Consider the following 22,156-nt stretch of genomic DNA (forward strand, 5'->3'; position numbering starts at 1 on the left):
GGTCTTTGCGGAGCCGATCTTTAAGGACCGGCCACCGAACCTCAGATCCCGGCGTACCATTCGTAGCCGCGATCCTCCCAGAAGCCGCCATTGCCGCCATGGAAGGTCGAGAGATCGGCGACGGCCTCGATGCGCATGAGATATTTCGCCTGCTTGTAACCGAGCTGTCGCTCGACCCTCAGCCGCAAAGGCGCACCGTGCGGCACCTCGAGGTCGCGTCCGTTCATGGCATAGGCAAGGATGGTCTGGGGGTGGAAGGCATCGACCAGATCGATGCTCTCGTAGTACCAGCCGCTGCCATCCAGCGTCTTCTCGTACTCGTCGGCGCAGTGGAAGACGATGTAGCGGGCGTCATTCTTCAGGCCCGCTGCCTTCAAGACATTGCCAAGCGGTACACCTGTCCACTGGCCGATGGCGCTCCAGCCCTCGACGCAATCGTGCCGGGTGATCTGCGTGCGCGCTGGCATCGCCTTCAAGGCGGCGAGAGACAGGCTGGCGGGACGTTCGACCAGGCCTCCGACCTGCAACTGCCACTGCGTAAAGCGGCCGGCGAGAAGCGACTGGTATTCGGCACTGTCCGGCATGGCGGTGCCGTTGGCACGAAACGTCGGCGAGATCTCGCCCGCGCTAAACTCCCTCGCGAGCGCCGTGTCACCGATCAGAAGCCGCTGCGTCCGCATAGTTAAGCTTTCTGCCATCTTGATCACGGATTGAACGTTTCCGTTCTCCACGAGCCCGTCGCAGCCGGTGAGGCCCAGTGCCGAAGCGGTCAGGGTGGAGCCGATCAGAAACCTGCGGCGCGTCAGAAGGCTGGTCATGGCGCGATCTCCGATGCCGTTAACGAGGATGCCGACGATGGTTCTGTGCTGATCGCGTAGCGGCCGGTGATCATCGAGCGCATGTTGTTCAATACGCCGGATGCCATCACCATCGCGATATGGACGAGAACAAAGGCGACAAGCGAGGTGGCGAAGATGAAGTGGAGCGTGCGGGCGGACTGCCGACCGCCGAAGAGATCGAGTAGCCATGGCGCAAAGGCGTTGAAGCCCGGCGACATGGTCAGCCCGGTCAGGATCATGCCCGGAAGCATCACAAAAATGACAGCGAGATAGGTGAGCTTCTGAAGCGCATTGTAATGCCGCGCGTTTTCGCCCTTGGGAAACCGCAGCCGGGCATGATCGGCGATCTCGTGCCCGAGATGGGATGGCGCCAGCTCGGCTTTGGTCGGCACGAGGTCGCGCCGGAAATGGCGCGAGAAGAGACCATAGGCTAGATAGACCAGACCGTTGATGACGAAGGCCCATGCGAAGAAGAAATGCCAGCGCCGGCCGGTCGCGAGATCCTGATAGCTCGGAAGCGTGATCCAGGCCGGAAAACCGCGCGCGATCGGCTCGCCATCGACAGTGGACACGCCGAGCACGCCCGTGGTGTCGAACGAGAGACTGCCGATGCGCGTCACGCCCTTCAGCGCGCCGTTATCGTCGACGGCCTGCAGCGCGAGCACGGCCGGATCGTCGTCGGCACCGTACTGGCCCCAGTAGAGCGAGGGATGCGCATTGAAGATCTGCAATCCGCTGAAGAGCAGCACCGTCATGGCGAGCACGTTCAGCCAGTGCGACAGGCGCACGGTGAGGCTGTGACGGCGGATCAGCGTCCGCTGGCCGGATGGGGTGGAAGATGAGCCGAACATGACGTTCCCTCCGAGGTCGGCGATATCGGGACGATATCCGGGACCTGCCTTGCGAATGTGAAGGCGAACCCAAAACCGTCGTTCCCCGGCTCTCGATATCTTGTACGAACCGGGAAACGACGAGGATCACTGCGGCGGCGATGCCTACATCGCGTCGCAGCCCTTCATCATGTCGGCCTTCTTCATGCTGTTCTTCTCCATCCCGGCCTTATGGGCGCAGTCGGCCTTGGTCCCCTTCATGGCGTCATGTTTCATGGCATCGGGCTGCATCGGGTCGGTCTTCATGCTGTCCGTCTTCATCGCGTCCGGCTTCTTCATGGCGTCGTTGGCGGTCTGCGCCTGCGCCGCGCCGAACGAGAGAGCGAGGCCAAGAACGACGGCGGCGGTGGTGGCAAAAATGCGATGGGTCATGATGAATCTCCTCTTGGGGTGCAGGACGCGGGCTGCGTCGATGCTCACGGGAAGCTCATTCGGGCGGCAGCCGATCCGGTTACAGCCATCACGCGGACGTGATCGACCCGCTATTCCGCTCGCTTTATTTGAGAAGCGCTGTAACCGTTTCGACGTTTCCTCGTATAAGCCCATCAGAGACATGCAAGATGTGACCGAGTCCGAGCTGAAGGTGCTGATGCTCTTGTCCCTCGACGGGGACGAGGCGGCTTATCGTTGCCTGCTCGACGTGCTGCGAGACCTGCTGGAGCGCTACTACGGACGGCGCCTCGGACGGTCGGACAGGAGCGAAGTGGACGATCTGGTGCAGGAGACGCTGCTGGCGCTGCACCAGCGGCGGATCACCTATGATCGCGACCGGCCGTTCACGGCCTGGTTCTTCACCATCGCCCGCCACAAGCTGGTGGATCATCACCGCAGGACGGGCGGTCGCGGCCATGTGGGGCTCGAGGCGGTGGACGAGATGCCGGACGGCTACCGCGAGGATGCGGTGTCCGCGCAGATGGACATTCAGCGGCTGCTTGCCGGTCTTCCCGCCTGGCAGGCGGAGGCGATCCGGCAGGTGCGGCTCGACGGCCGGTCGATCACCGAGGCCGCGCTGCATGCGGGACGGTCCGAAAGCATGGTCAAGGTCGGCATTCACAGAGGGATCAAGGCGCTGGCGGCAAGATTGAGAGGTGATCATGACAAAGACGAATGAACTGATCGAGGACCTCGTGCGCGATCTCCGGCCGGTGCGCAGGCACGCGCTCGCAGGCCTTCTCGCCCGCGCGTTGGTGCCCGGAATGGCCCTCTCGGCTTGCCTCATTCTGTTCGGCCACGGGCTGCGGCCGGATCTCGGCGCGGCCGTCTTCGTTCCCGCCTTCTGGGTCAAGTCCGCCTATCCGCTGCTGCTCGGCCTCATCGGCCTCGGTGCCCTGCTCGCCGTCGCGCGGCCCGGTGGCCGGCCGCTTGGCAGCGTGCTGAAGGTCACGATCGTCTATGCGCTGCTCGCAGCCCTTGCCTTACTCCAAATGCGAGATGCCTCCTCTTCGGAGGAAAGCCACCGGCTCGTCATGGGCATTTCCGCCTGGTTCTGCCCTCTAATCATACTCGCGACTGGTATCCCGCCTATGGCGGCGACCTTCTGGTTCCTGCGCAAAGGTGCGCCCACCGCGCCCATCCTGGCCGGAACCGTCGCGGGCTTCAGCGCCGGTGCGCTCGGTGCATGGATCTATAGCTGGGGTTGCATAGAAAACGGCCTCCCCTTCGTTGCCCTGTGGTACAGTCTCGGCATTGTACTGTGTACGGCACTCGGCGGTTTGATGGGGCGGTTCTGGCTTCGGTGGTAACGGTTAATGAGTCATCCGACCAGCAGTGAGGGGTATCTTCATGCCTATCTACCGCACGAGGAAACCACCCTTCCGACTATCAAACGCTGCGCGACTGACTGACTGACTTTCGTCGCGGATGCCCACTCATCGGGCGTCCGCGTTTTGATATCGAACTGATCTCGTGTCCGGGCATAGGTATGTCCGCCCATGCGGCCGACAGCATCCATCATTTGCTGGTCGATGTGGAGGTTGTCAGGATTGACTGCATCGCTGCGGACAAAGACGCCGACGACCTCTCCGAGGATGATCTCACGAGCCGGGCCGACCTGGAGGGTCGTGTGACGGCGGCATTCCAGCGCTGCGGGTGCGGCGAGGATGCGAGGACTGCGGACCATGTTACCCGGCACCGTTTCCAGGCCAGCTTCCGTCAACTCATCGACCTCGGGACCGAACTTGATGGCGCAAATTTCCATTTGCGCAACCAAGGCATCGTCGCAGATATGAACCGTAAACTCACCCGTCTCGCGGATGTTGCGGGCGGTGTCCTTGAAGCGCATGTCGGAATAGTTCTCGACGCCGATGGCGACGATGGCAGGATCGTGGGTCAGCACATTGAAGAAGCTGAACGGGCCAGCATTCGGCCTGCATTCCTTGTTCACCGTCGTTACCAAGGCGATCGGACGCGGAATGACCGTGCCGATCAGGATCTTGTAGCGCTCGCGCTCGGTGAGCTTTGCGAAATCGAAATGCGTGTGGTGCTTGTTATCGGTCATATCAGGCACCTGCGCCGATGCGATGGGTTTCGAGCGGCGTGTGGCGGCTGAGGTTCTCGAAGCCATCCTTGGTCACGACATACATGTCGCCGATGTTGCAACCGGCAGAAAGCGGCTCCAGCCATTGCGTGTGCATCACGAACACCATGCCTTCTTCCAGTCTGTCGTAATTGTGGGAGGAGATGTTGAAGCTGTTCTGCCCGCCGGCCATGCCGACGGAGTGGCCGAGGTTCGGATTGTGCGGACCTTCGGTCGCCGGGTAGAGGTGCATGAGCGTGCGCCCCTGTGCCTCCCAGTCGATATTCTTCACGTACTGGCGGGGCACGAGGCGGGCGCTCCCGTCCTCCATCGGCGCCCAGTTATACGGCATGCCGCGCGCCTCAGGCGAAGTTAGCATGCCGCGCTCGATCATCGGCTCGAAGGCGGCATTGTTGATGTCGCGCATCAGGGCGCCCGGACGGATCAGCTTTTCCGCGCACTTCACACCATCCGTGCAGGCCGCAAGCACTTCTTCCTGACGAGGCGTGATGTCGCCGACCGCGATCATGCGGGCCGTCTGCGCGGTATAGCCGCGATAGGTGACGTTGGAGATGTAGAGGTTGATGAGGTCGCCGGGGCGGACGATATGGCCATAGGGCTTTCCGCAATGGGTACCGAACTCATTGATGCCGATCTGGTAGCCGTCGCCTGTTTCGCCGCCGAGCGCCATCTGCGCGACGCTGAAGGCGGCGTAGATTTCGTGGTCGGTCACGCCGGGTCTCGCGACATGATAGGCGGCCTGCGTGCCGATGCTGGCAAGCTGGGCTGCGGCGCGAAACATTTCGATCTCGCGGGGCGAGCGGACTTTCTGCAGGCGATCGAGAATGGCGTTGTCGGCGATGAACTTCGCCTTGGGCAGCAGGTCCTCAAGTCCGGCCCAAAATGTCAGCGAGGTCCGGTCGCCGATGCGGCCGATCTGGCCTTTGGACAGGCCAAGGCTGCCGAGCAATTCTGCGCACTTCTCCGCCGTCTTGATGACGCTGTCGCCGGGGCGGTCGGCATATTCGCGGCCGATCGGACCGATCTGCCAGATGTCTTCGACAAGGACAGGCTCGCCGCCTGGGGGCAGAAGAACGGACTGGGTGAAGAACGAGAGGAGGACCATCGGCTTGTCTTCATCCGTCGGGATGATGAGCACACCTTCACGCATCCAGTCGCAGATATAGCGGAGATAGGCATTCGAGGTGTGGAACCAGCCAACCCCGCCGGTGTGGACGATGAGCGCATCGTGGCCGGCTTCCACGGCCTGTCGGCGAATGCGGCGCAGGCGCTCTTCGAACTCCTCGACGGGCAGCGGCAGGGGTGCTGAGAAAACGAAATCGGGCGCGAAATCCGCAAGCAGCGATCCGATGCGGTGGGCGCCTGTCTGGGTCGGACGCATGTTCATGAGCGATGTCCTTGAGCGTTTGGCAAAGTTTGAGAGGGCTGGGTCAGGCTTGTTTCGGCGGCGCAAGCACGCGCCGCGCAACGAGCATCACCACGAGGGTCAGGCCGATGAGGATGCCGGAGATGGCGGCGACGCGGACGTCGAGAGATTCCTCGATGAGCGCGAACATTCTGAGCGGCAGCACAGTCGTCTGAGCGTCGGCGAGAAAAAGCGAGACTGAGACGTTGTCGAGCGACTGGATGAAGACGAGGAAGGCGCCGGCGAGAATACCCGGCATCAGAAGCGGGATCGTCACCCGGCGCAGCGTCGTGAACCACGTCGCGCCCATCACGGTGGATGCTTCCGCGAGCGATGGGTTGAGGCCTTGAGCCACGACGGATGCCGCGCGGTACATCAGCGGCCCGAATACCACGACATGGCCGGTCACCGTCAGCCAGAGGGAGGGCTGGAGGCCGACGAAGTTCGCGACGATGAGGGCGGCCAGACCATAGACAAGGCTCGGCAGAACGAGGGGCGCCAGCAGCAGAGGCTCGATGGTGCCGACCATGCTGCGCCGCATCCGCGTCATGCCGATGGTGGCAGGCACGGCAAAGAGGAGTGCACCAAGGACAGCAAGCCCGGCGATCTTAAGGGAGTTCCACGCGGCGGCGTGTTCGGTCGCCGAGCGGACCGGATCGAGCAGTGCCTCGTACCAGCGGAACGAAAAGCCTTCCGGCGGATATTTGAGCGTCTGTCCCGAGGTGAACGACATCGTCAGCGCGATGACGATAGGCGCCACCAGATAGACAACGCACAGGCTGCCGAAGCCGAACACGAAGACCTTGTAGAGCAGAGCCGGGACCGGATTTTCCTTCATGTCACGCATGGCCGACCAGCCTCCTGTGGCGGGATATCATCGTCATGGCGACCAGAAGGCAGCCGGTGGAAACGAGAAGGACGACCGCGATGGCAGAGGCAAGCGGCCAGTCGAACAGCGTGCCGACCTCGCGGTAGATGAGCTGCGGCACATAGACATTTCGCGCCCCGCCGATGACGGCCTGCGTCACGAAGGAGCTGCTGGTGCTGGCAAAGACCAGGATCCACCCGGCAAGCAGACCCGGTAGCATCAAGGGCAGAAGCACGGTGACGAGAATGCGCCACGGACCCGCGCCCGAGACCTGCGCTGCCTCGGTGAACTGCACGGGTGTGCGCGAGAGGATGGCGACCAACGGCAGAATGATCAGCGGCAGGTCGATCTGGCACATGGCCAACAGCAGCCCGAACTCCGTGAACATCAGGCTGATCGGGCTGCCGGTCAGGCCCAGCGCCATCAACGCCTCGCTGATCGGCCCCTGTCGCCCCAGAATGACGATCCATGCGAAAGTGCGCACGACGTTGCTCGTGAGCATAGGAATGAGTGTCAGGAAGATGATGACCTGGCGGGTGGTACGGCCGCTGTGCCAGTAGAGGAGCGCGATGGGCACGCCGAGCAAGGTCGTTCCCACCACTGTTTCCAGCCCGAGCCGCGCCGTGGAGACGAGCACCCGGAAATTGAACGCGTCGCCGAAGAAGCGCCCGTAATGTTCGACGGTCGCTCCTCCCGGCCCGGAAAAGCTGAAGCCCACGAGGACGGCGAGCGGCGTTGCGAAGAACGCCACCGATAGCATGAGCATCGGCACGACATAAGGAAAACCGCTCGCCTTCATGGTCTTTGCTCCTCAGCCGGCAACCAGAGCGTCGAACGCGCGGATCCATTCCGCGCGGTTCTTGTTGATTGCCGCCCAATCCGGGTAGACCATCTTGGAGAGCTGATCGCGGGTGACGTAGGCTTCGATGCCCGGCGTCAGGGCGACGTCCTTGTTGGTCGGGAACATCTCCGTCGGCGGCATCTTCAGGATATCTTGCGCGGCCTTGGAAATCGCGGCATCCATATAGGCATAAGCCGCGTCGAGGTTCTTGGCGCCCTTTGTCAGGTGGATGTTGACGGGGGCGGCCGGAGAACCCGTTTCGGGCTGCACGAATTCCGCATTCATGCCGAGCGATTTCAGTCGCGCGACATTGCCAGTCGAGCACATGAACACGGCGATTTCCCCCTGCTGGAAGAGCGTCATCTGGTGGTTGGTGCTGTCGACCACGCCCTGAAGCTGCTCGGGATGCTCCTTGAAGAGCTTGAAGACGGCATCCATGTCATCAGGTCCCGAACCGAAGATTTTTGCCATCTCGGTATAGGCCATGACGGCGGTGTTGGAGGCAAAGCCGGTCCACGACACCTTGCCCTGGTAGGCCGGGTTCTCGAACAGGTCACGGTAGCCCTTGGGCTTCGGCACCATGTCGGGATTGTAGGCGATGCCGTTGACCTCGATGGTGACCGTCGGCCCGTATTCCCCCTGGAAAGCGGGGTCGAGCATGTTCCAGTTCTTCAACCGGCTGGGGTCGATCTTCTGGATCAGGTCCTTTTCGATGGCGATGGCCATCTGGCCCGGCGACATCAGGAGTGTGTCGAAAGGTGGGTTGCCGGGACTTGCCATGACCTTGGCGAGCTGGTCCTGGGCCATGGCGGGAGCAATCGTGAGGCCGAAGCCTTCCGCCTCGAGGATGGGCGTCAGCGCTTTGCGATATGCGTCTTCCCAGTTGCCGGGAAAGGTCGCCGCGATGGCCGTACCGCCCGCGGCGCGGGCGGAGAACGGCAGGGCGGCGGATGCGGCAACGCCCGCGGCAAGCATGCCAAAATGGCGGCGGCTGAGTTTGAAGTCATGCATGATGTTCACCTCTGTTGATTATCGTTCTGTCGACGGCATGGATTCCGGCACCGCCGGAAAGACGTGACACCTTGCGGTGTCGATCTCGGCAAAGATCGTCATCCCCGGCTCGGGGATGAGGGTGGAAGGACCGCGAACTTCGGAAGCGCGAAGGCCTGAGCCGTCAGCGAGCACCATGTCGTGGACCAGTGTCGGCCCCAGCGGCACGGAAACGGTGACGGTCGCTGGCAGAGTATTTTCGCCCGGCTGCGACGAGAGACGAACCTCTTCCGGACGGACGGTGACCGTGACCTTGGAACCGACGGTGAAGTTCAGACGGCGCGGCAGGTTGAGCGGAAAACCGTTGTCGAGGGCGATGTTCGTACTGGCGGTCTGCAACTCCGTGAACGTGCCGTGAAGCATGTTGGCCTGACCGATAAAGGTGTTGACGAACAGGGTTTTCGGCCGGTCGTAGACTGCCATTGGCGTGTCGATCTGCTCGACATTGCCCTTGTTCATCAGCACCAGACGATTGGCGAGACTCTGCGCCTCTTCCTGATCGTGGGTGACGATAAGTGTCGTGATACCCAGCGTCTTCTGCAGGTGGAGAAGCTCGACCTGCAGGTCGAAGCGAAGGGCACGGTCGAGCGCGCCGAATGGCTCGTCGAGCAGCAGCAGCGAGGGACGCGCCGCGATTGCGCGGGCCACCGCCACGCGCTGCTGCTGACCGCCTGAGAGCTCGCGCGGCAGCCGGTTGCCGTAATCACCGAGCCGGACCAAAGCCAGCATCTCCTCGACGCGCGCCTTGCGCTCGCCGCGTGGCACCTTCTGGCAGGCCAGGGGGTATGCTATGTTTTCCGAGACCGTCAGGTGCGGGAAGAGCGCGTAGTTCTGGAAGACCATGCCAATGCCGCGCGAGCGCGCCGAGATATGGGCGAGATCGTCATCGCCGAGAACGATCCTGCCGGCCTTCGGCTGGATGAGCCCGGCAATGGCGCGCAGTACGGTCGATTTACCGCAGCCGCTGGGACCGAGCAGAGCGACAATCTCGCCTGCCTCGACATCGAACGAGATCTCGCTCACGGCGTTCTGGCCGCCATAGCTGTGGGTCACCCCGCGAACGCTGAGCCTTTTGCGATCTGCCACTGTTGCAATGTCCGGCATCGGGCTTCCCTGTTTTTGCGTTTCGATGATCGAAAGGCTGTTTCGCGCGCTCGCTGCGCATAAGGGCGTCTGCGACGGGCGTTGTGCTTCAATCATGTTCATGTAAGGGCTGTTGCAAAGCGTGTGCCAACTTAAGCGGATGGCAGTGCGCATCGCTTATCTATCTGAGGTCGTTCTATTATTTCGTGCGAATGCACATTCCGAGAACACGAAAAATGTATGTTCGAATAAATTTGCGAATATCTATCCGCACAAATAATCTGCGTTTGTGCATTTCGTGAGCAGCAAGACGGCCATGCTAACCTGAAGTGAAAAAGTTCAGGATGCCCAGATTTGCCCATCAAAGAGGAAGGTGAGTAGACGGAATATGCACGGATGCCGGCGAACATGCCGCCTTGCTCTAAAAAGAGCATTGCCGATCAAAAAATGCGCATAGTTTATGCGGAAATATATGCGGATAAACCTTCGCAGATGTTTTGGAAGCGCATCAGCCTTGAACATACCTAGCTTATTCAATCCCTTGCGTCCGTACAGCCAGACTGGCACGGCACTTGCGTAGATGCCGGCGAGACTTCCCCCAACGAAACGTCAAAGGGCATCCCATGAAGAACGTGCAGAGACTTATGAAGGCAGGCCTGGCATGCGGGATGATGTCGCTTACAGCAGCCTCCGCGCTGGCCGCAGAAGGCGCGGCCGTGAAGATGGTGCCGGAGACGGACATCGCGAAACTTCCGGGGGTGGCCCTCTCACAGAAACTGGCTGATGGTCTGCCGTCAGGTATCAAGAAGTCCGGCGTTCTCAAGGTCGCGACCGACCTGACCCCGCCGATCAGCTTCCACAGCGACGAAGGCAAGCTTGTCGGCATAGACGCGGATCTGGCGGCGGCTCTCGGCGTTATCCTCGGTGTTGAGATCCAGATGACGGATGTGGGTGCCGGTGCGGCCATCGTGCCGTCGATCCTGTCGAAGCGGTTCGACATCTCGATCTCCGGCATCAATGACGATCCGGAACTGCAGAAGCAGGTCGATGTCATCGACTACATGTTCGACGCGACGACGATCATGACCATCAAGGACAACCCGCTCGGCATCAAGGACATGAGCGATCTCTGCGGCAGGAAGGTCGCGGTTCCCGTCGGCACGTTTCAGGGCAGGCTGGTCGAGGCGGCCTCCGCAAAATGCGCAACGCCGATGAACATCATGTCCATTCCCAAAATGCCGGACGTTCTCCAGGCGGTGCGCACTGGCCGGGCGGATGCGACCGTCAACGGCTATGCCACCAGCGTCTATACAACGGCCAACCAGACCGGCAAAGGCAAGGGTCTTCAGGCGCTTCCAGACATCCGGCTCGCCGTCGGCTATCTCGGCATGCTGACGGCGAAGGACAATCCGGAACTGCGCGACACCGTTGTCGCGGCCCTGCAGCAGATGGTCGACAGCGGGGCCTACCAGTCCATCATGACGAAATGGGGCCTCGGACCTCTCGCGGTGAAGACCGTCAAGGTCAACGATGCCGCCAACATGCCGGTGGAATGAGCCCATGTCCCTGTTTGTCGCTCCCTCCACATCCCTTCACCTTGCACCCCCGGTCGTCAGGTCGATCCGATGGGGGCAGCTTCTCACAGGGACCAGCGCGATCCTCGTTCTGGCCTTCTTCGCGATGATCGTCGCGCAGAGCCAGAGCATCCAGTGGGCCGAGATCCCGCGCTACCTCGTTCACCCCTCGATTTTGCGGGGGGTGCTGCTGACGTTGCAACTGACGGCGGGGGCTATGATCTTCGGCATCGCGCTTGGCTGCATCCTCGCGCTAATGGCGACCTCCAGAAATCTCGTTCTGAAGGTCATCGCCGCGGCATTCGTCTGGTGGTTCCGGGGCGTGCCGCTGATCGTGCAGATCTTCTTCTGGTTCAACATCGCTCTCTTCATCCCGCAGGTCGGGATCGGCGACTTCAGCATTTCGATCAACGATCTCGTCACCCCTGCGTTCGCCGGCTTTCTGGCGCTCGGCCTGCATGAGGCTGCCAACATGTCGGAGATCATCCGCGCAGGACTGGTCGCCGTCGACAAGGGGCAACGCGAAGCGGCAACCGCCCTCGGGCTGAAGCCCCGTCAGACGTTCCAGACTGTCATCCTGCCACAGGCGGCGCGCCTCATCGTCCCACCGACCGGCAATCAGGCCATCGGTATGCTGAAGGCGAGCGCTATCGTCTCCGTCATCGGCATGCAGGACTTGCTGACACAGGCGCAGGCGATCTACGCCCGCACCTTTCTCGTCATCGAGCTCCTGTTCGTCGCCTCCATCTGGTACCTCGCCATCACCACCGTCGCGTCGGTGGGACAGCACTACCTCGAGAAAAGCCTCCAGCCGAAGAACCGTAGCGCGACAGCCGCGCCGGTGCGGAGCCGAGCGCCTTAACCTACCTCATCCATGACACCCAAGACGCCAGCGAAGTGCGTCATATCCGGAAACACGAAAAGGACGTTCGACATGAAACTGGGAATCGACAGCATCAAGCTGCCACAATCGAAGACGCGCGGACCGCTCGCCAGCCTCGATCACGTTAAGGAGCTGGGCCTTGCTGGTATCTTCTTCAGCACAGCGCTGGACATGAGCCCGACGCTCGACCCCGGCGCGCTCCGCGACATCCGCGCAAAGGCCGACGACCTCGGCCTTTACCTCGAAAGCGGCATCGGCAAGATCAACCCCTATTGCAGCGCGGAGGAACCAGCCCTTCGGGCAGCCGGCGGCGGCGACATCATCGCCGGCTTCACGCGCATGATCGAGGCAAGCGCCGCGATCGGTTGTTTCGAGCTCTGGGTCGCGCCGGGCAACTTCAAATCCGAATACCGCGGCCGCTTGGCGAACGACCGATTCCGCACCGATGTAAGCTGGCAGGACCAGTTGGACGGTACGGAGAAGGTTTTGCGGAAACTCGCGCCCGTCGCCCGCGCCTATGGCGCGCACATGAACATCGAGACCCATGACGAGATTACGTCCTTCGAGATCCTGCGACTGATCGAGAAGGTCGGCGAGGACTGCGTCGGTGTGGTGTTCGACACGGCAAACGGCCTCCAGCGTGGCGAGCATCCGGTCTATGCCGCCCGACGCCTTGCGCCGTATATCCGTCAGACGCACATCAAGGATGCCTATGTCGGCCGGGCACCCGGCGGCCTCGATTTCCAGACACGGCCCTGCGGCGGCGGCATTGTCGATTTCGCCACGATCTTGCCAATCCTCGGCAAAGCCAACCCGACCCTCAACCTCTCGCTGGAAGTCGCCCAATCGGTGGAGGACAAGCCGCGCCGCGCCAATCCGCGTCAGTGCATCGAGATCGATGACCCGACCTGGCGTGCTGGCCATCCCGATCTGACAGAGAATGAGCTCACAGCTTACATGGCGATGGTGGTTTCCTACGAGGCACGCGTAAAGTCGGGCGGCGTGCCGGATTGGGAGGACTATGAAGCCAGCCAGTACGGCTATCCGACCTATAAGAACCAGTCCTACGGCTTCGATGCTGCCATTGGCTTCATCCAGCAGTCGGCCGATCACATTCGTTCGATCTGCCGGGACAAGGGCATTGAGCTTGCTTTCTCGGAGGCGAAGCGGCACGCGGCCTGATCCATGAGAGGGTGTCGGACGCACGAACATTATCCGACACCTGCAACGTTCATCTGTGTGACGCGACATGCGCAGGAACATTCATATGGAAATTATTACGGCATAGAGATATCTGGGAACGGAGGGTGTTGCACTTCGGCAAGCTGTTCCAAAGGTAATATGGAGACCACCATGAGAAAGCCGCGCCGGCAAAACACGAAAGTCCCGTCGGGCACCAGCGGTATTGTGGAAACGTTGGATACCGGCAACGACGACGTATCGGAGCGCATCCGCAACACGCTGGCCGCCGCCATCGGCGAAGGCGCGCTGAAGCCTGGCACCAAAATTCTTGAGGAGGCGATCGCCGAGCACTTCGGCGTGAGCCGCACCGTCGTGCGCGGCGCCCTCGGAGTCCTTGAAAGCGACCACTTGCTGGAGCGCAAGCGCAACCGCGGCACCTTCGTTGCAGAGCCGAGCATCGAGCAGGCGAAGAACCTTTTCGAGGCCCGTCGCAAGCTGGAGCACCTCCTCCTAGACCTCGTCATCACGCGTGCGACGACGGAGGAGCTAGACGCATTGCAGAGACTGACCGACGAGGAAGAGCATATCCATCACCATGGTGACGAGAAGTCGAAGACCGTCCTGTCCGGCAAGTTCCACATTGTCCTTGCGGAGCTATCCGGCAACCCGGTGCTTACCGAAATGCTCGCCAAGATCGTTGCCCGCCTCTCCCTCGTCATGTCGCTCTATGAGGAGGAACGCAAGGACGACTGCGGCGCCGATCACCATCGCCTCATCGTCGCCGCCCTGAAGGCAAAGGACCTTCGCAAAGCTCAGGACCTTATGGACCATCACCTCGCCGACATCGAAGCGCGCGTTCGCCTGACCGAAGGACAGGGTGATCGGCATACGTTTCTGGCTGTGCTCGAGAGCTTTTCTTGAGGTGTCGCGGAAGCGTTGTATTTCTTGCGGTGGTTCACTGAATAGTAACGGGAATGCCATATGCAAAACGTTTGACGGTGATCCGCCCGATCTTTGCGGAATGCATCGTAGACACCGGTCGGTCGAAGCGAACGATCAGTGTAACTTCGTAGGGCACATAGACCTTGGTCGACCAGTCCTTGATCTCATCCCAGTCGTCAGACATGACTTTGTGGTCCTGCTGGATGGGGTTGCCCTTGGCGTCCTAAAGCAGCGCATTGTGAAGCACATCTGCGGCCACTTGATTTTTCACCGATCATTTCGACCTGCGACGCACAAAGCATAACGCTTCGGAGCGGAAATCGGAAGGTGAGCGGCGCGCTACGTTTCGCTTTGCATGGTCTGAGGTCCCCTAACGGTCCGGTAATTCCGCAGCTTAACTATTCTCGAGACGTGCCTGTTCGCGCAGGCGCCATGCGCGTGGTGCTTCACCGCTGCGGCTGAAAAAGAAGCGGGAAAAATATGCTGGATCTGCAAAGCCCAGATGAGCCGCAACCTCGCTGGCGGGCGCTGTTGAAAACAACAGCTGCGCCTTCGATTCTTCCATCAGTTTTTCCGCGATTAGGTCATGCGCCGTGCATCCCAGCGCCGAGCGGACGATGCGATTGAGGTGGGTGGGCGACACGCCCAACGCTTCCGCATAGAAGGCGACTGGCTTATGCGCGCGGAAATGCTCCTGTATCAGGGCTCGAAGCGCATCGATACGGCGTCGCTTGTCCGCAGCGAATTGCGGGCTTGCATCCTGGGCAGATGAAATTCGGGTGAGCAGCTGTAATGTCGAAGAGATATAGGCTGCCATAAGGTTGCCGCGCCCAATGCGACGATTGTCGAACTCGTCGGCAAGTCTTGTCAGCGTTTGCGCCACATAGGCCGCGTCCGCGTGGTTGATGTCGAGCCGCGTGACCTGCGGTGCCGAAAGCATTCCGCCGCGTTCGCCAGGACCATGGCCGAGATGGGTGTTGAGGATCGTTAGCACGAGGCCCTTTACGTTGCGCGAGAAGCGAAACCCGTGATTGAACCGGGCTGGTACGATGACCACCGAGGGCGGGGAAATCGGCACGATTCGATCGTCGAGCAAGGCATCGCCCGATCCACTTTCGAGGTACAATATCTGAAAGAAATATTCATGTCGGTGAAGCCGAATTTCCCATCCATAACGGCTGCTTCGCGTCTCGATTGTTTCGCAATGCACCCAAAAATCAGGCTCTTCGCGCGCATTCTCACCGTAGAGCATGTATGTAGGAACGGACTGCACTGCACTTCTTCTCCCGCCAGAATGTTCAGATAGTGCAAGCATCCGGCTGAAATGTCCATTGCGGACAGGGTCGAAGCTCATCACACTTGCACTATCAACTGCGATCGGGGAGGAAAGCATTGAGAACCCAGGTTGCTATTATAGGATCCGGACCATCCGGCCTTCTGCTCGGTCAGCTTTTGACCGAGGTAGGCATCGATAACGTTATCCTCGATCGCGTCTCGAAAGAATATATTCTCGGCCGTGTGCGTGCTGGCGTGCTGGAAGAGGGCACGGTCGATCTTCTCGACAAGGCGAAAGCCGGTGCGCGCATGCATGCGGAGGGGCTTCCGCATGGTGGGTTTTCGCTCGCATTCGATGGTCGCGACCACCGTATCGACTTGGCGGCACTGACGGGCGGCAAGCGCGTCATGGTCTATGGCCAGACCGAGGTTACCCGCGACCTGATGGAGTGTCGCGAAGCAGGAGGTGCGGTTACTATCTACGATGCCTCTAACGTCCAACCGCAGGGTTTCGACACCGCGTCGCCGTTCATAATCTACGAGAAAGATGGTGCGACCCACCGGCTCGATTGCGATTTCATCGCTGGATGCGATGGGTTCCACGGCGCGAGCCGCAAGGCGGTGCCACCGAATGCGATTAAGAAATTCGAAAAAATCTATCCCTTTGGCTGGTTGGGTATTCTGGCCGATGTCGCGCCGGTGAGCCATGAACTGGTTTATGCCAACCATCCGCGCGGCTTCGCGCTCTGTTCCATGCGCTCAGAAACCCGCAGCCGCTATTATCTTCAGTGCCCTCTGGAGGAAAAGATCGAGGATTGGAGCGACGACCGTTTCTGGGATGAATTGAGGCGCCGCTTGCCGGTCCATCATGCGCAGGCTCTGCTGACGGCGCCGTCGTTTGAGAAATCAATTGCGCCTCTGCGCTCCTTTGTCGCCGAACCGATGCGGTTCGGTACGCTGTTTCTTGTCGGTGACGCCGCCCATATAGTGCCGCCAACCGGTGCCAAGGGCCTTAACCTAGCCGCCAGCGACGTACATTATCTCTTCAGCGGACTGAGAGAGCATTACAGGGATCGTTCGGATGCCGATCTTGATGCCTATTCAGAAAAGGCGCTCGCCCGCGTCTGGAAGGCAGTGCGTTTCTCGTGGTGGATGACCACCATGATGCATCGGTTTCCGGATACCGGTGACTTCGACCAGAAGATCCAGGAGGCAGAACTCGATTATCTCACGCAGTCGCTGGCAGCATCCACGGCGCTCGCCGAAAATTATGTGGGTCTGCCATACTGACGGAGTGTGAATATGGTGTGCGGACCCAGCGACATGCGTTGAAAATGCAATTTGAAACGGTGCAAAGCCCGGGAGGTGCGCACCAAAATGGGAGGACTAGATCATGAGGAAAATCATTCTCGCGGCTATCGCAGCCGCGGCACTGAGCGGCACGGCGTATGCAGACGTCATCAAGGTTGGCGTGGTGGGTCCGTTCTCGGGTCCGTTTGCCTTGCAGGGCAAGAACTTCAAGGCCGGGATCGACGCTTATATGGCGATCAACGGCAACAAGATCGGTGATGACACGGTTGAGATCATCTATCGCGACGTGCCGCAGGCAGATCCGGCCCAGTCCAAGGCGCTTGGTCAGGAATTGGTCGTCAAGGAGAAGGTGCAATATCTGGCGGGGTTCTACTTCACCCCGGATGCCATGGCGGTGACACCGATCCTGAAGCAGGCAAAGGTGCCGATGGTCATCATGAATGCCGCGACGTCTGCGATCATGAAGACAAGCCCGCTGGTCGTGCGCACGTCGTTCACCACTTGGCAGACGTCGACCCCGATCGCGACCGTGGCATTCGAGGCTGGCGTCAAGAAGATGATCTCCGTGGTCAGCGATTACGGTCCTGGCATCGACGCGGAAAATGCCTTCAAGGCGGGCTTCGTGAAAGCCGGCGGCGAGGTCGTACAGTCAATCCGCATGCCACTGACGACCAATGATTTCAGCCCGATCATGCAACGCATCAAGGATTCGGGCGCAGATGGTGTCTTCGCCTTTCTTCCATCCGGCCCAACCACACTCGGCTTCGTCAAGGCTTACAATGACAACGGCTTGAAAGCGGCTGGCGTGAAGTTCTTCGCGCCTGGAGACCTGACGCAGGAATCCGACCTGCCGGCACTTGGCGATGCGGCGCTTGGCATCCAGACCACCTTCCACTACGCGGTTTCGCATGACTCGCCGGAAAACAAGGCATTCGTCGAGGCGGCCACCAAGGCGATTGGCAACAAAGCGGAGCTTTCCTTTCCGGCAGTCGGCGCGTTCGATGGCATGCACGTCATCTACAAGATGATCGAGGCGACGGGCGGCAAGCAGGACGCGGAAAAGGCTGTCGACGCGGTAAAGGGCCTGTCTTGGACCAGCCCGCGCGGACCAGTGTCGATTGATCCGGAAAGCCGGCACATCACGCAGAACATCTACCTTCGCGAAGTCGTGAAAGCTGATGACGGCACCTATATCAATAAGGAAATCCGCACCTTCGAAAAGCAGGGCGATCCAGGCCTCGCTGCCGTGAGATAAGCCTCAAGAACCTCGAAGCATCGGTGGGTCCATGACCTGCCGATTTGAGCAGGATATTCCATGCAGACAGTCTTCAGCATAGCCATCGATGCCCTTGCCTATGGCATGGTGCTGTTCGTCATTTCCATCGGTCTTTCGGTGACGATGGGATTGATGCGCGTCGTCAACCTGGCGCATGGCGCCTTCGCCATGATCGGCGGTTACATCGCATCCTATGTGGCGCGCGATCTCGGCCTCGGCTATTCGGTCGCAGTGATCGCGGCTGTTGTGTTGACGATCATCATCGCCATCCCGATCGAGCGGTTTCTTTATCGGCGCATCTATGGTGCTCCCGAATTGACGCAGGTTCTGATGACGATTGGCATCACCTTCTGTGTCATCGGCATTGCCAACTATGTCATGGGACCGACGCTGAAGACCATCCCGTTGGCGGGCCCGCTGCAAGGCGCCGCCAACCTTGGCTTCCGCAGCATTTCCGTCCATCGCCTGTTTGCCATCGTCTGCGGTCTCGTCGTAGCGCTCGGTCTGTGGTTCGCGATCGAAAGGACCAGTTTTGGCGTCAAGGTGCGGGCGTCTGTGGACGACGCCGCCATGGCGTCCGCGCTCGGTGTCCGCACTGAGGTCATTTACGCGATCAGCTTTGCAATCGCGGTCGGTCTTGCCGCTTTCGGCGGGGTCGTCGGCGCGGAACTTTTGCCGGTAGAACCCTATTACGCACTTCGCTACATGGTGACGTTTCTCGTTGTCGTCTCCGTCGGTGGCGCGGGATCCATTCCGGGCGCTCTTGCGGCGTGTCTGCTGCTGGGTGCGATCGATACGACCGGACGTTACCTGATGCCGGAATTCGGAGAATTCTTCTTCTACCTCGCGGTGATCGCGATCATCTGCGTGTTTCCGCGCGGCCTTGCCGGAAGAGCCAAATGAAGAAGGAACATGTCAAAATGACCTCCAGCGTGAACAGCGACATCTTGCTTGGCGTGAAAGCGCGTGGCTCTCTGGTGCGCGACCTGATCGGCATCGCAGTTATCGTGGTTGCCGCCGTGATCGGCTATCTGCTTTTCCCGGACAATCTGGCGCTCCTGACGCGCATCCTCGCCATTGCTCTTCTCGTTCTGGCACTTGATCTTGTCACTGGATATTGCGGGGTTGCGACGCTTGGTCACGCCGCGCTGTTCGGCGCGGGCGCCTATGCGGCGGGTATTCTCTCGGCTCATTACGGAATAAATGATCCGTTTCTGATGACATTGGCCGGTCTCGTCGGCGGTGCCGCTTCTGGTCTGCTTTGTGGAGCGATCATGCTGCGCGCCCATGGATTGCCGCAGCTCGTCCTGTCGATTGCGCTGATCCATCTGTTTCACGAGCTTGCCAACAAGATGTCGTCCTGGACCGGCGGCAGCGACGGACTTGCAGGTATTGCGCCAGACCCGGTGTTCGGCATGTTCGAGTTCGACCTCTATGGCCAGACTGCCTATGTTTTCGGCGTGGCTCTTCTGTTGATAGTATTTCTTTCTCTAAGGATTCTCGTTCGTTCGCCTTTCGGTATGCTCAGCCGCGGTATTCGCCAGGATAAGCTGCGCGTCCGTGCCATGGGCGCATCCCCAAGCTCCGTGCTGATCAGAATGTATGTCATCTCGGGCGCGGTCGCAGGCCTCGGCGGCGCGTTGAACGCCATCTCGACGCAGGTCGTCGCGCTCGACACGCTGTCCTTCACCCAGTCTGCCGAAGCGCTGGTCATGCTGGTGCTCGGCGGGACCGGATCGCTGTTCGGCGCATTGACCGGAACGCTGATCTTCATGCTGTTTGAGGATTACGTTTCGGCCGCCAATCCCTTTCACTGGCTGACGATGGTTGGCGCGTTGCTGATCGCCGTTGTCCTGTTCGCGCCGAAGGGGATTTATGGAACTGCTGCCGATTACTTTGCGCTGCGTCGGAAGGCAAAGCCATGAGCGCAGTGTTCGAGGTCAGCAACCTTAAGAAGACGTTTGGTGGCCTGACTGTCACCGACAACGTCTCACTTTCCATGATGCCGGGCGACCGTGTCGCCCTGATCGGGCCTAACGGCGCGGGCAAGACCACGTTCGTCAACCTCGTTGCCGGCAATCTTCAGCCAAACTCCGGAGATGTGCGCCTTAACGGGGAGAACGTCACGAAAATCGGCGCCACGGGCCGCGTCAGGCGTGGTCTCGTGCGCTCCTTTCAGGTCACCCGGCTGTTTCAGGACATGACGCCTGCTGAACATGTGGCACTTGCAGTGCTGCAACGCGACGGACGCGCTACTCGCTTGTTCGGCAATTTTCTGACGATGCCCGATGTCATGGCCGAAGTCGCGGCGCTGCTTGGAAAGCTCGGTCTGGCCGATCTTGCGCACCGCAGGGTCAGCGAGATTGCCTACGGGCAGCAACGCCTTCTGGAACTTGCCATGGCGCTGGCGCTAAAGCCGAAAGTCCTGCTTCTCGACGAACCGGCTGCTGGCGTGCCGCAAAGTGATACCGGCCGTATCGAACAGGCGCTTGCGGACCTGCCAACCGATCTTGCGGTGCTGATGATCGAGCATGACATGGATCTGGTCTTCCGATTTGCGAAACGCGTTATCGTTCTGGCAACGGGAGCCGTTATCTTCGATGGCCTGCCCGCTGATGTCACCAAGGATGCCCGCGTGCGGGAAGCGTATCTAGGGAGCTATGCCGATGCCAGCCACGTCGCTTGAGGTCGAAAACCTCTCTGCCGGATACGGCCAGACGAAGGTGCTGGAAGACGTTTCCTTCTCTGTGCCTGCTGGCCAGCGTCTTGCCGTGCTTGGCCGTAACGGTATGGGCAAGACGACATTGCTCGCCACGCTCGCCGGCCAGACCAAACGCTATGACGGACGCATCCGACTTGGTAGCACGGACATCACGACCTCGCCGAGCGCTTCTAGAGCCCATGCGGGCCTTGGTTATGTGCCGCAGGCGCGTTGCGTGTTTCCGACGCTCACTGTGGAGGAAAATCTGTTCGTTGGCCTGAAAGGACGGCCGAAATCGGGGTTGGAAGAGGCTTACCAGATGTTTCCGCGCCTCAAGGAGCGCCGCCGCAATCTTGGCAACCAGTTGTCGGGGGGTGAACAGCAAATGCTTTCCACCGCCCGCTCCATCCTAGGTCGCCCATCAGTTCTGCTGCTGGACGAACCGCTGGAAGGGCTGGCTCCGGTGATCTGCGAGGAACTGATGCTGGCCTTCGCCGATCTAGCGAAAACGGGCGACATGACAATCCTTCTGGTCGAGCAACGTATCCAGAGCGCGCTGGACTTCGCCGAGCAGCTGATCATTCTCGAACGCGGCAGGCTGGCTTGGAGCGGAACGCCAAAGGCGCTTGCCGGGGAGCATGACACGGTGGAGCGACTTCTAGGAGTCGGTGGGCTTTTGAGCGAGGAAGGCTAAGCAGTGTGGACGGATTTGATCAATGTGAATCCTACGGCGATTGCGACGATGGAGGCGAAGTTCCTTTAGACTTCTCGCATCTTAGTTAGCGCTATGCGCTTGAAGCGTTTGAGTTTCCCGACTGCTTGCTCAACTGGCACAACCTTCGTGGGGTTACCAAAAAGGGTTTGCTGCTAAACGAACCTAGTCCCATCAGCGACGACCCACAGCCGAGCCGCGCTCTTTGGTCACATGTGTACCAAACACATCAGCGTGAACGATAGAGACAGAAATAACTGACGATCTTAAGCAAGAACTCTTGGCACTAACGCATAGCCCTGAACTAATGGCTCCGGAGCCTTCGAAAATGCGTCCAGAGAAAAAAGTCTTGGCGTCATCATTTCTAGGGCGTCAAAGCTGCGCGACGCGGACTTGGACGTCCAAAGAGTAATGCGCCAAAAGACCCTCTGACATTGCGCTTCGACGCATGGTAAGCGCAATTTTCGATGCACCTTGACGGCTGCGGCAGCGCTGAACCGCCGTCACACCGATTTTGATATCCAGCTCTATTACGCCGCAGTGGTCGTGGCGTAGTTGAACGGCAGCAGGTCGTCGATTTCGGCCGCTTCGTCCCGCTGCGGCAACTCAGTGAGCACATAGCGCAGCCAGGTGAGTGGGTCGACGCCACATGCGCGGCAAGTCAGCATCAAACTGTAGACCACTGCGCTGGCCTTGGCTCCGTCAGCGGTGTCGCTGAACAACCACGTTTTTCTTCCTGTCGCAAAGACCCTGATGTCACGCTCCAGAATGTTGTTATCGATCGGACT

The 22,156-nt window shown here is 60.3% G+C and carries 24 protein-coding genes; 12 read left to right on the forward strand and 12 right to left on the reverse strand.

Translation table 11 applies throughout. The features are described 5' to 3' along the window. Positions 1 to 41: 41 nt before the first annotated feature. The 3 genes from BSG19_RS20855 to BSG19_RS20865 all read right to left on the reverse strand — a co-directional run bounded on the left by BSG19_RS20855 (position 42) and on the right by BSG19_RS20865 (position 2,101). Positions 42 to 818: a molybdopterin-binding protein gene (locus BSG19_RS20855; RefSeq protein WP_092989943.1), complete on the reverse strand. Its 777-nt coding sequence runs from the start codon at positions 816 to 818 to the stop codon at positions 42 to 44. After that, a complete protein-coding gene (locus BSG19_RS20860; protein WP_092989944.1) occupies positions 815 to 1,690 on the reverse strand; it encodes a cytochrome b/b6 domain-containing protein in 876 nt (291 codons plus the stop codon). Before BSG19_RS20860 ends, BSG19_RS20855 begins: the two co-directional genes overlap by 4 nt. A 144-nt stretch (positions 1,691 to 1,834) precedes the next feature. After that, positions 1,835 to 2,101 carry a pentapeptide MXKDX repeat protein gene (locus tag BSG19_RS20865; RefSeq protein ID WP_092989945.1) on the reverse strand — a complete coding sequence of 89 codons (267 nt, stop codon included), beginning with the start codon at positions 2,099 to 2,101 and terminating at the stop codon, positions 1,835 to 1,837. 181 nt (positions 2,102 to 2,282) lie between these two features. On the opposite strand from BSG19_RS20865, the gene BSG19_RS20870 reads away from it, so the two are divergent. Together BSG19_RS20870 and BSG19_RS20875 are read left to right on the forward strand one after the other, a co-directional pair. Next, on the forward strand, positions 2,283 to 2,840 hold the full coding sequence (locus BSG19_RS20870; protein WP_092989946.1) for a sigma-70 family RNA polymerase sigma factor: 558 nt from the start codon (positions 2,283 to 2,285) through the stop codon (positions 2,838 to 2,840). After that, positions 2,824 to 3,471 (forward strand): NrsF family protein, encoded by a 648-nt coding sequence (locus tag BSG19_RS20875; protein WP_092989947.1) that lies wholly within the window; start codon positions 2,824 to 2,826, stop codon positions 3,469 to 3,471. Before BSG19_RS20870 ends, BSG19_RS20875 begins: the two co-directional genes overlap by 17 nt. A 44-nt stretch (positions 3,472 to 3,515) precedes the next feature. Here BSG19_RS20875 and BSG19_RS20880 read toward each other — a convergent pair whose 3' ends face one another. Genes BSG19_RS20880 through BSG19_RS20905 form a run of 6 tightly spaced genes read right to left on the reverse strand, consistent with a single transcriptional unit; the run spans position 3,516 to position 9,533 of the window. Then, on the reverse strand, positions 3,516 to 4,226 hold the full coding sequence (locus BSG19_RS20880; RefSeq protein ID WP_092989948.1) for a flavin reductase family protein: 711 nt from the start codon (positions 4,224 to 4,226) through the stop codon (positions 3,516 to 3,518). 1 nt (position 4,227) lies between these two features. After that, positions 4,228 to 5,652: a M24 family metallopeptidase gene (locus tag BSG19_RS20885; protein ID WP_092989949.1), complete on the reverse strand. Its 1,425-nt coding sequence runs from the start codon at positions 5,650 to 5,652 to the stop codon at positions 4,228 to 4,230. Positions 5,653 to 5,695: 43 nt separating this feature from the next. Further along, complete coding sequence (locus BSG19_RS20890) at positions 5,696 to 6,517, reverse strand: ABC transporter permease (RefSeq protein ID WP_092989950.1); 822 nt, start codon at positions 6,515 to 6,517, stop codon at positions 5,696 to 5,698. Then, a complete protein-coding gene (locus tag BSG19_RS20895) occupies positions 6,510 to 7,337 on the reverse strand; it encodes an ABC transporter permease (RefSeq protein WP_092989951.1) in 828 nt (275 codons plus the stop codon). The genes BSG19_RS20890 and BSG19_RS20895 overlap by 8 nt, the downstream gene beginning before the upstream one ends. A gap of 12 nt (positions 7,338 to 7,349) precedes the next feature. Then, the gene (locus tag BSG19_RS20900; protein ID WP_092989977.1) at positions 7,350 to 8,390 is read right to left on the reverse strand and encodes an extracellular solute-binding protein; all 1,041 of its coding nucleotides are present in this window, start codon (positions 8,388 to 8,390) and stop codon (positions 7,350 to 7,352) included. Between the two features lie 18 nt (positions 8,391 to 8,408). Then, entirely contained in the window at positions 8,409 to 9,533 is a 1,125-nt protein-coding gene (locus BSG19_RS20905; RefSeq protein WP_244529356.1) for an ABC transporter ATP-binding protein, read from the reverse strand. 602 nt (positions 9,534 to 10,135) lie between these two features. Here BSG19_RS20905 and BSG19_RS20910 point away from each other — a divergent pair. From BSG19_RS20910 to BSG19_RS20925, 4 genes are all read left to right on the forward strand, one after another. Beyond that, positions 10,136 to 11,068 (forward strand): ABC transporter substrate-binding protein, encoded by a 933-nt coding sequence (locus BSG19_RS20910; protein WP_092989953.1) that lies wholly within the window; start codon positions 10,136 to 10,138, stop codon positions 11,066 to 11,068. 4 nt (positions 11,069 to 11,072) lie between these two features. Beyond that, positions 11,073 to 11,948 carry an amino acid ABC transporter permease gene (locus tag BSG19_RS20915; protein ID WP_092989954.1) on the forward strand — a complete coding sequence of 292 codons (876 nt, stop codon included), beginning with the start codon at positions 11,073 to 11,075 and terminating at the stop codon, positions 11,946 to 11,948. Positions 11,949 to 12,020: 72 nt separating this feature from the next. Then, entirely contained in the window at positions 12,021 to 13,151 is a 1,131-nt protein-coding gene (locus BSG19_RS20920) for a sugar phosphate isomerase/epimerase family protein (protein WP_092989955.1), read from the forward strand. Positions 13,152 to 13,322: 171 nt separating this feature from the next. Continuing rightward, positions 13,323 to 14,072, forward strand: coding sequence for a GntR family transcriptional regulator (locus BSG19_RS20925; protein ID WP_092989956.1), 750 nt, complete (start codon positions 13,323 to 13,325; stop codon positions 14,070 to 14,072). Between the two features lie 34 nt (positions 14,073 to 14,106). Here the strand turns inward: BSG19_RS20925 and BSG19_RS26170 are convergent, their stop codons facing one another. Both BSG19_RS26170 and BSG19_RS20930 read right to left on the reverse strand, forming a co-directional pair. After that, positions 14,107 to 14,277: a hypothetical protein gene (locus BSG19_RS26170; protein ID WP_170866057.1), complete on the reverse strand. Its 171-nt coding sequence runs from the start codon at positions 14,275 to 14,277 to the stop codon at positions 14,107 to 14,109. 210 nt (positions 14,278 to 14,487) lie between these two features. Then, positions 14,488 to 15,408 (reverse strand): helix-turn-helix domain-containing protein, encoded by a 921-nt coding sequence (locus BSG19_RS20930; protein ID WP_092989978.1) that lies wholly within the window; start codon positions 15,406 to 15,408, stop codon positions 14,488 to 14,490. 77 nt (positions 15,409 to 15,485) lie between these two features. Here BSG19_RS20930 and pobA point away from each other — a divergent pair, with 77 nt between their 5' ends. The 6 genes from pobA to BSG19_RS20960 all read left to right on the forward strand — a co-directional run bounded on the left by pobA (position 15,486) and on the right by BSG19_RS20960 (position 21,350). Continuing rightward, positions 15,486 to 16,658 carry a 4-hydroxybenzoate 3-monooxygenase gene (gene pobA, locus BSG19_RS20935; protein ID WP_092989957.1) on the forward strand — a complete coding sequence of 391 codons (1,173 nt, stop codon included), beginning with the start codon at positions 15,486 to 15,488 and terminating at the stop codon, positions 16,656 to 16,658. 103 nt (positions 16,659 to 16,761) lie between these two features. Next, positions 16,762 to 17,934, forward strand: a complete 1,173-nt coding sequence (locus tag BSG19_RS20940) for an ABC transporter substrate-binding protein (protein WP_092989958.1) — start codon at positions 16,762 to 16,764, stop codon at positions 17,932 to 17,934. Positions 17,935 to 17,994: 60 nt separating this feature from the next. Then, the gene (locus BSG19_RS20945) at positions 17,995 to 18,858 is read left to right on the forward strand and encodes a branched-chain amino acid ABC transporter permease (RefSeq protein WP_092989959.1); all 864 of its coding nucleotides are present in this window, start codon (positions 17,995 to 17,997) and stop codon (positions 18,856 to 18,858) included. A 17-nt stretch (positions 18,859 to 18,875) separates the two neighbouring features. Next, positions 18,876 to 19,880 (forward strand): branched-chain amino acid ABC transporter permease, encoded by a 1,005-nt coding sequence (locus BSG19_RS20950; RefSeq protein ID WP_092989979.1) that lies wholly within the window; start codon positions 18,876 to 18,878, stop codon positions 19,878 to 19,880. Beyond that, a complete protein-coding gene (locus tag BSG19_RS20955; protein WP_092989960.1) occupies positions 19,877 to 20,641 on the forward strand; it encodes an ABC transporter ATP-binding protein in 765 nt (254 codons plus the stop codon). Before BSG19_RS20950 ends, BSG19_RS20955 begins: the two co-directional genes overlap by 4 nt. Next, complete coding sequence (locus tag BSG19_RS20960) at positions 20,622 to 21,350, forward strand: ABC transporter ATP-binding protein (RefSeq protein WP_092989980.1); 729 nt, start codon at positions 20,622 to 20,624, stop codon at positions 21,348 to 21,350. The genes BSG19_RS20955 and BSG19_RS20960 overlap by 20 nt, the downstream gene beginning before the upstream one ends. A gap of 548 nt (positions 21,351 to 21,898) precedes the next feature. Here BSG19_RS20960 and BSG19_RS20965 read toward each other — a convergent pair. Beyond that, a partial coding sequence (locus BSG19_RS20965; protein ID WP_139274803.1) for a transposase domain-containing protein occupies positions 21,899 to 22,156 on the reverse strand: 258 nt, incomplete at its 5' end.

It is taken from the genome of Rhizobium sp. NFR03 (assembly GCF_900111275.1).
GTDB lineage: Bacteria > Pseudomonadota > Alphaproteobacteria > Rhizobiales > Rhizobiaceae > Ferranicluibacter.

Coding starts and splice junctions, on each gene's coding strand:
- BSG19_RS20855 (WP_092989943.1), bottom strand. CDS start 818: ATGACCAGCCTTCTGACGCGCCGCAGGTTTCTGATCGGCTCCACCCTG.
- BSG19_RS20860 (WP_092989944.1), bottom strand. CDS start 1,690: ATGTTCGGCTCATCTTCCACCCCATCCGGCCAGCGGACGCTGATCCGC.
- BSG19_RS20865 (WP_092989945.1), bottom strand. CDS start 2,101: ATGACCCATCGCATTTTTGCCACCACCGCCGCCGTCGTTCTTGGCCTC.
- BSG19_RS20870 (WP_092989946.1), top strand. CDS start 2,283: ATGCAAGATGTGACCGAGTCCGAGCTGAAGGTGCTGATGCTCTTGTCC.
- BSG19_RS20875 (WP_092989947.1), top strand. CDS start 2,824: ATGACAAAGACGAATGAACTGATCGAGGACCTCGTGCGCGATCTCCGG.
- BSG19_RS20880 (WP_092989948.1), bottom strand. CDS start 4,226: ATGACCGATAACAAGCACCACACGCATTTCGATTTCGCAAAGCTCACC.
- BSG19_RS20885 (WP_092989949.1), bottom strand. CDS start 5,652: ATGAACATGCGTCCGACCCAGACAGGCGCCCACCGCATCGGATCGCTG.
- BSG19_RS20890 (WP_092989950.1), bottom strand. CDS start 6,517: ATGCGTGACATGAAGGAAAATCCGGTCCCGGCTCTGCTCTACAAGGTC.
- BSG19_RS20895 (WP_092989951.1), bottom strand. CDS start 7,337: ATGAAGGCGAGCGGTTTTCCTTATGTCGTGCCGATGCTCATGCTATCG.
- BSG19_RS20900 (WP_092989977.1), bottom strand. CDS start 8,390: ATGCATGACTTCAAACTCAGCCGCCGCCATTTTGGCATGCTTGCCGCG.
- BSG19_RS20905 (WP_244529356.1), bottom strand. CDS start 9,533: ATGCCGGACATTGCAACAGTGGCAGATCGCAAAAGGCTCAGCGTTCGC.
- BSG19_RS20910 (WP_092989953.1), top strand. CDS start 10,136: ATGAAGAACGTGCAGAGACTTATGAAGGCAGGCCTGGCATGCGGGATG.
- BSG19_RS20915 (WP_092989954.1), top strand. CDS start 11,073: ATGTCCCTGTTTGTCGCTCCCTCCACATCCCTTCACCTTGCACCCCCG.
- BSG19_RS20920 (WP_092989955.1), top strand. CDS start 12,021: ATGAAACTGGGAATCGACAGCATCAAGCTGCCACAATCGAAGACGCGC.
- BSG19_RS20925 (WP_092989956.1), top strand. CDS start 13,323: ATGAGAAAGCCGCGCCGGCAAAACACGAAAGTCCCGTCGGGCACCAGC.
- BSG19_RS26170 (WP_170866057.1), bottom strand. CDS start 14,277: ATGTCTGACGACTGGGATGAGATCAAGGACTGGTCGACCAAGGTCTAT.
- BSG19_RS20930 (WP_092989978.1), bottom strand. CDS start 15,408: ATGCTTGCACTATCTGAACATTCTGGCGGGAGAAGAAGTGCAGTGCAG.
- BSG19_RS20940 (WP_092989958.1), top strand. CDS start 16,762: ATGAGGAAAATCATTCTCGCGGCTATCGCAGCCGCGGCACTGAGCGGC.
- BSG19_RS20945 (WP_092989959.1), top strand. CDS start 17,995: ATGCAGACAGTCTTCAGCATAGCCATCGATGCCCTTGCCTATGGCATG.
- BSG19_RS20950 (WP_092989979.1), top strand. CDS start 18,876: ATGACCTCCAGCGTGAACAGCGACATCTTGCTTGGCGTGAAAGCGCGT.
- BSG19_RS20955 (WP_092989960.1), top strand. CDS start 19,877: ATGAGCGCAGTGTTCGAGGTCAGCAACCTTAAGAAGACGTTTGGTGGC.
- BSG19_RS20960 (WP_092989980.1), top strand. CDS start 20,622: ATGCCAGCCACGTCGCTTGAGGTCGAAAACCTCTCTGCCGGATACGGC.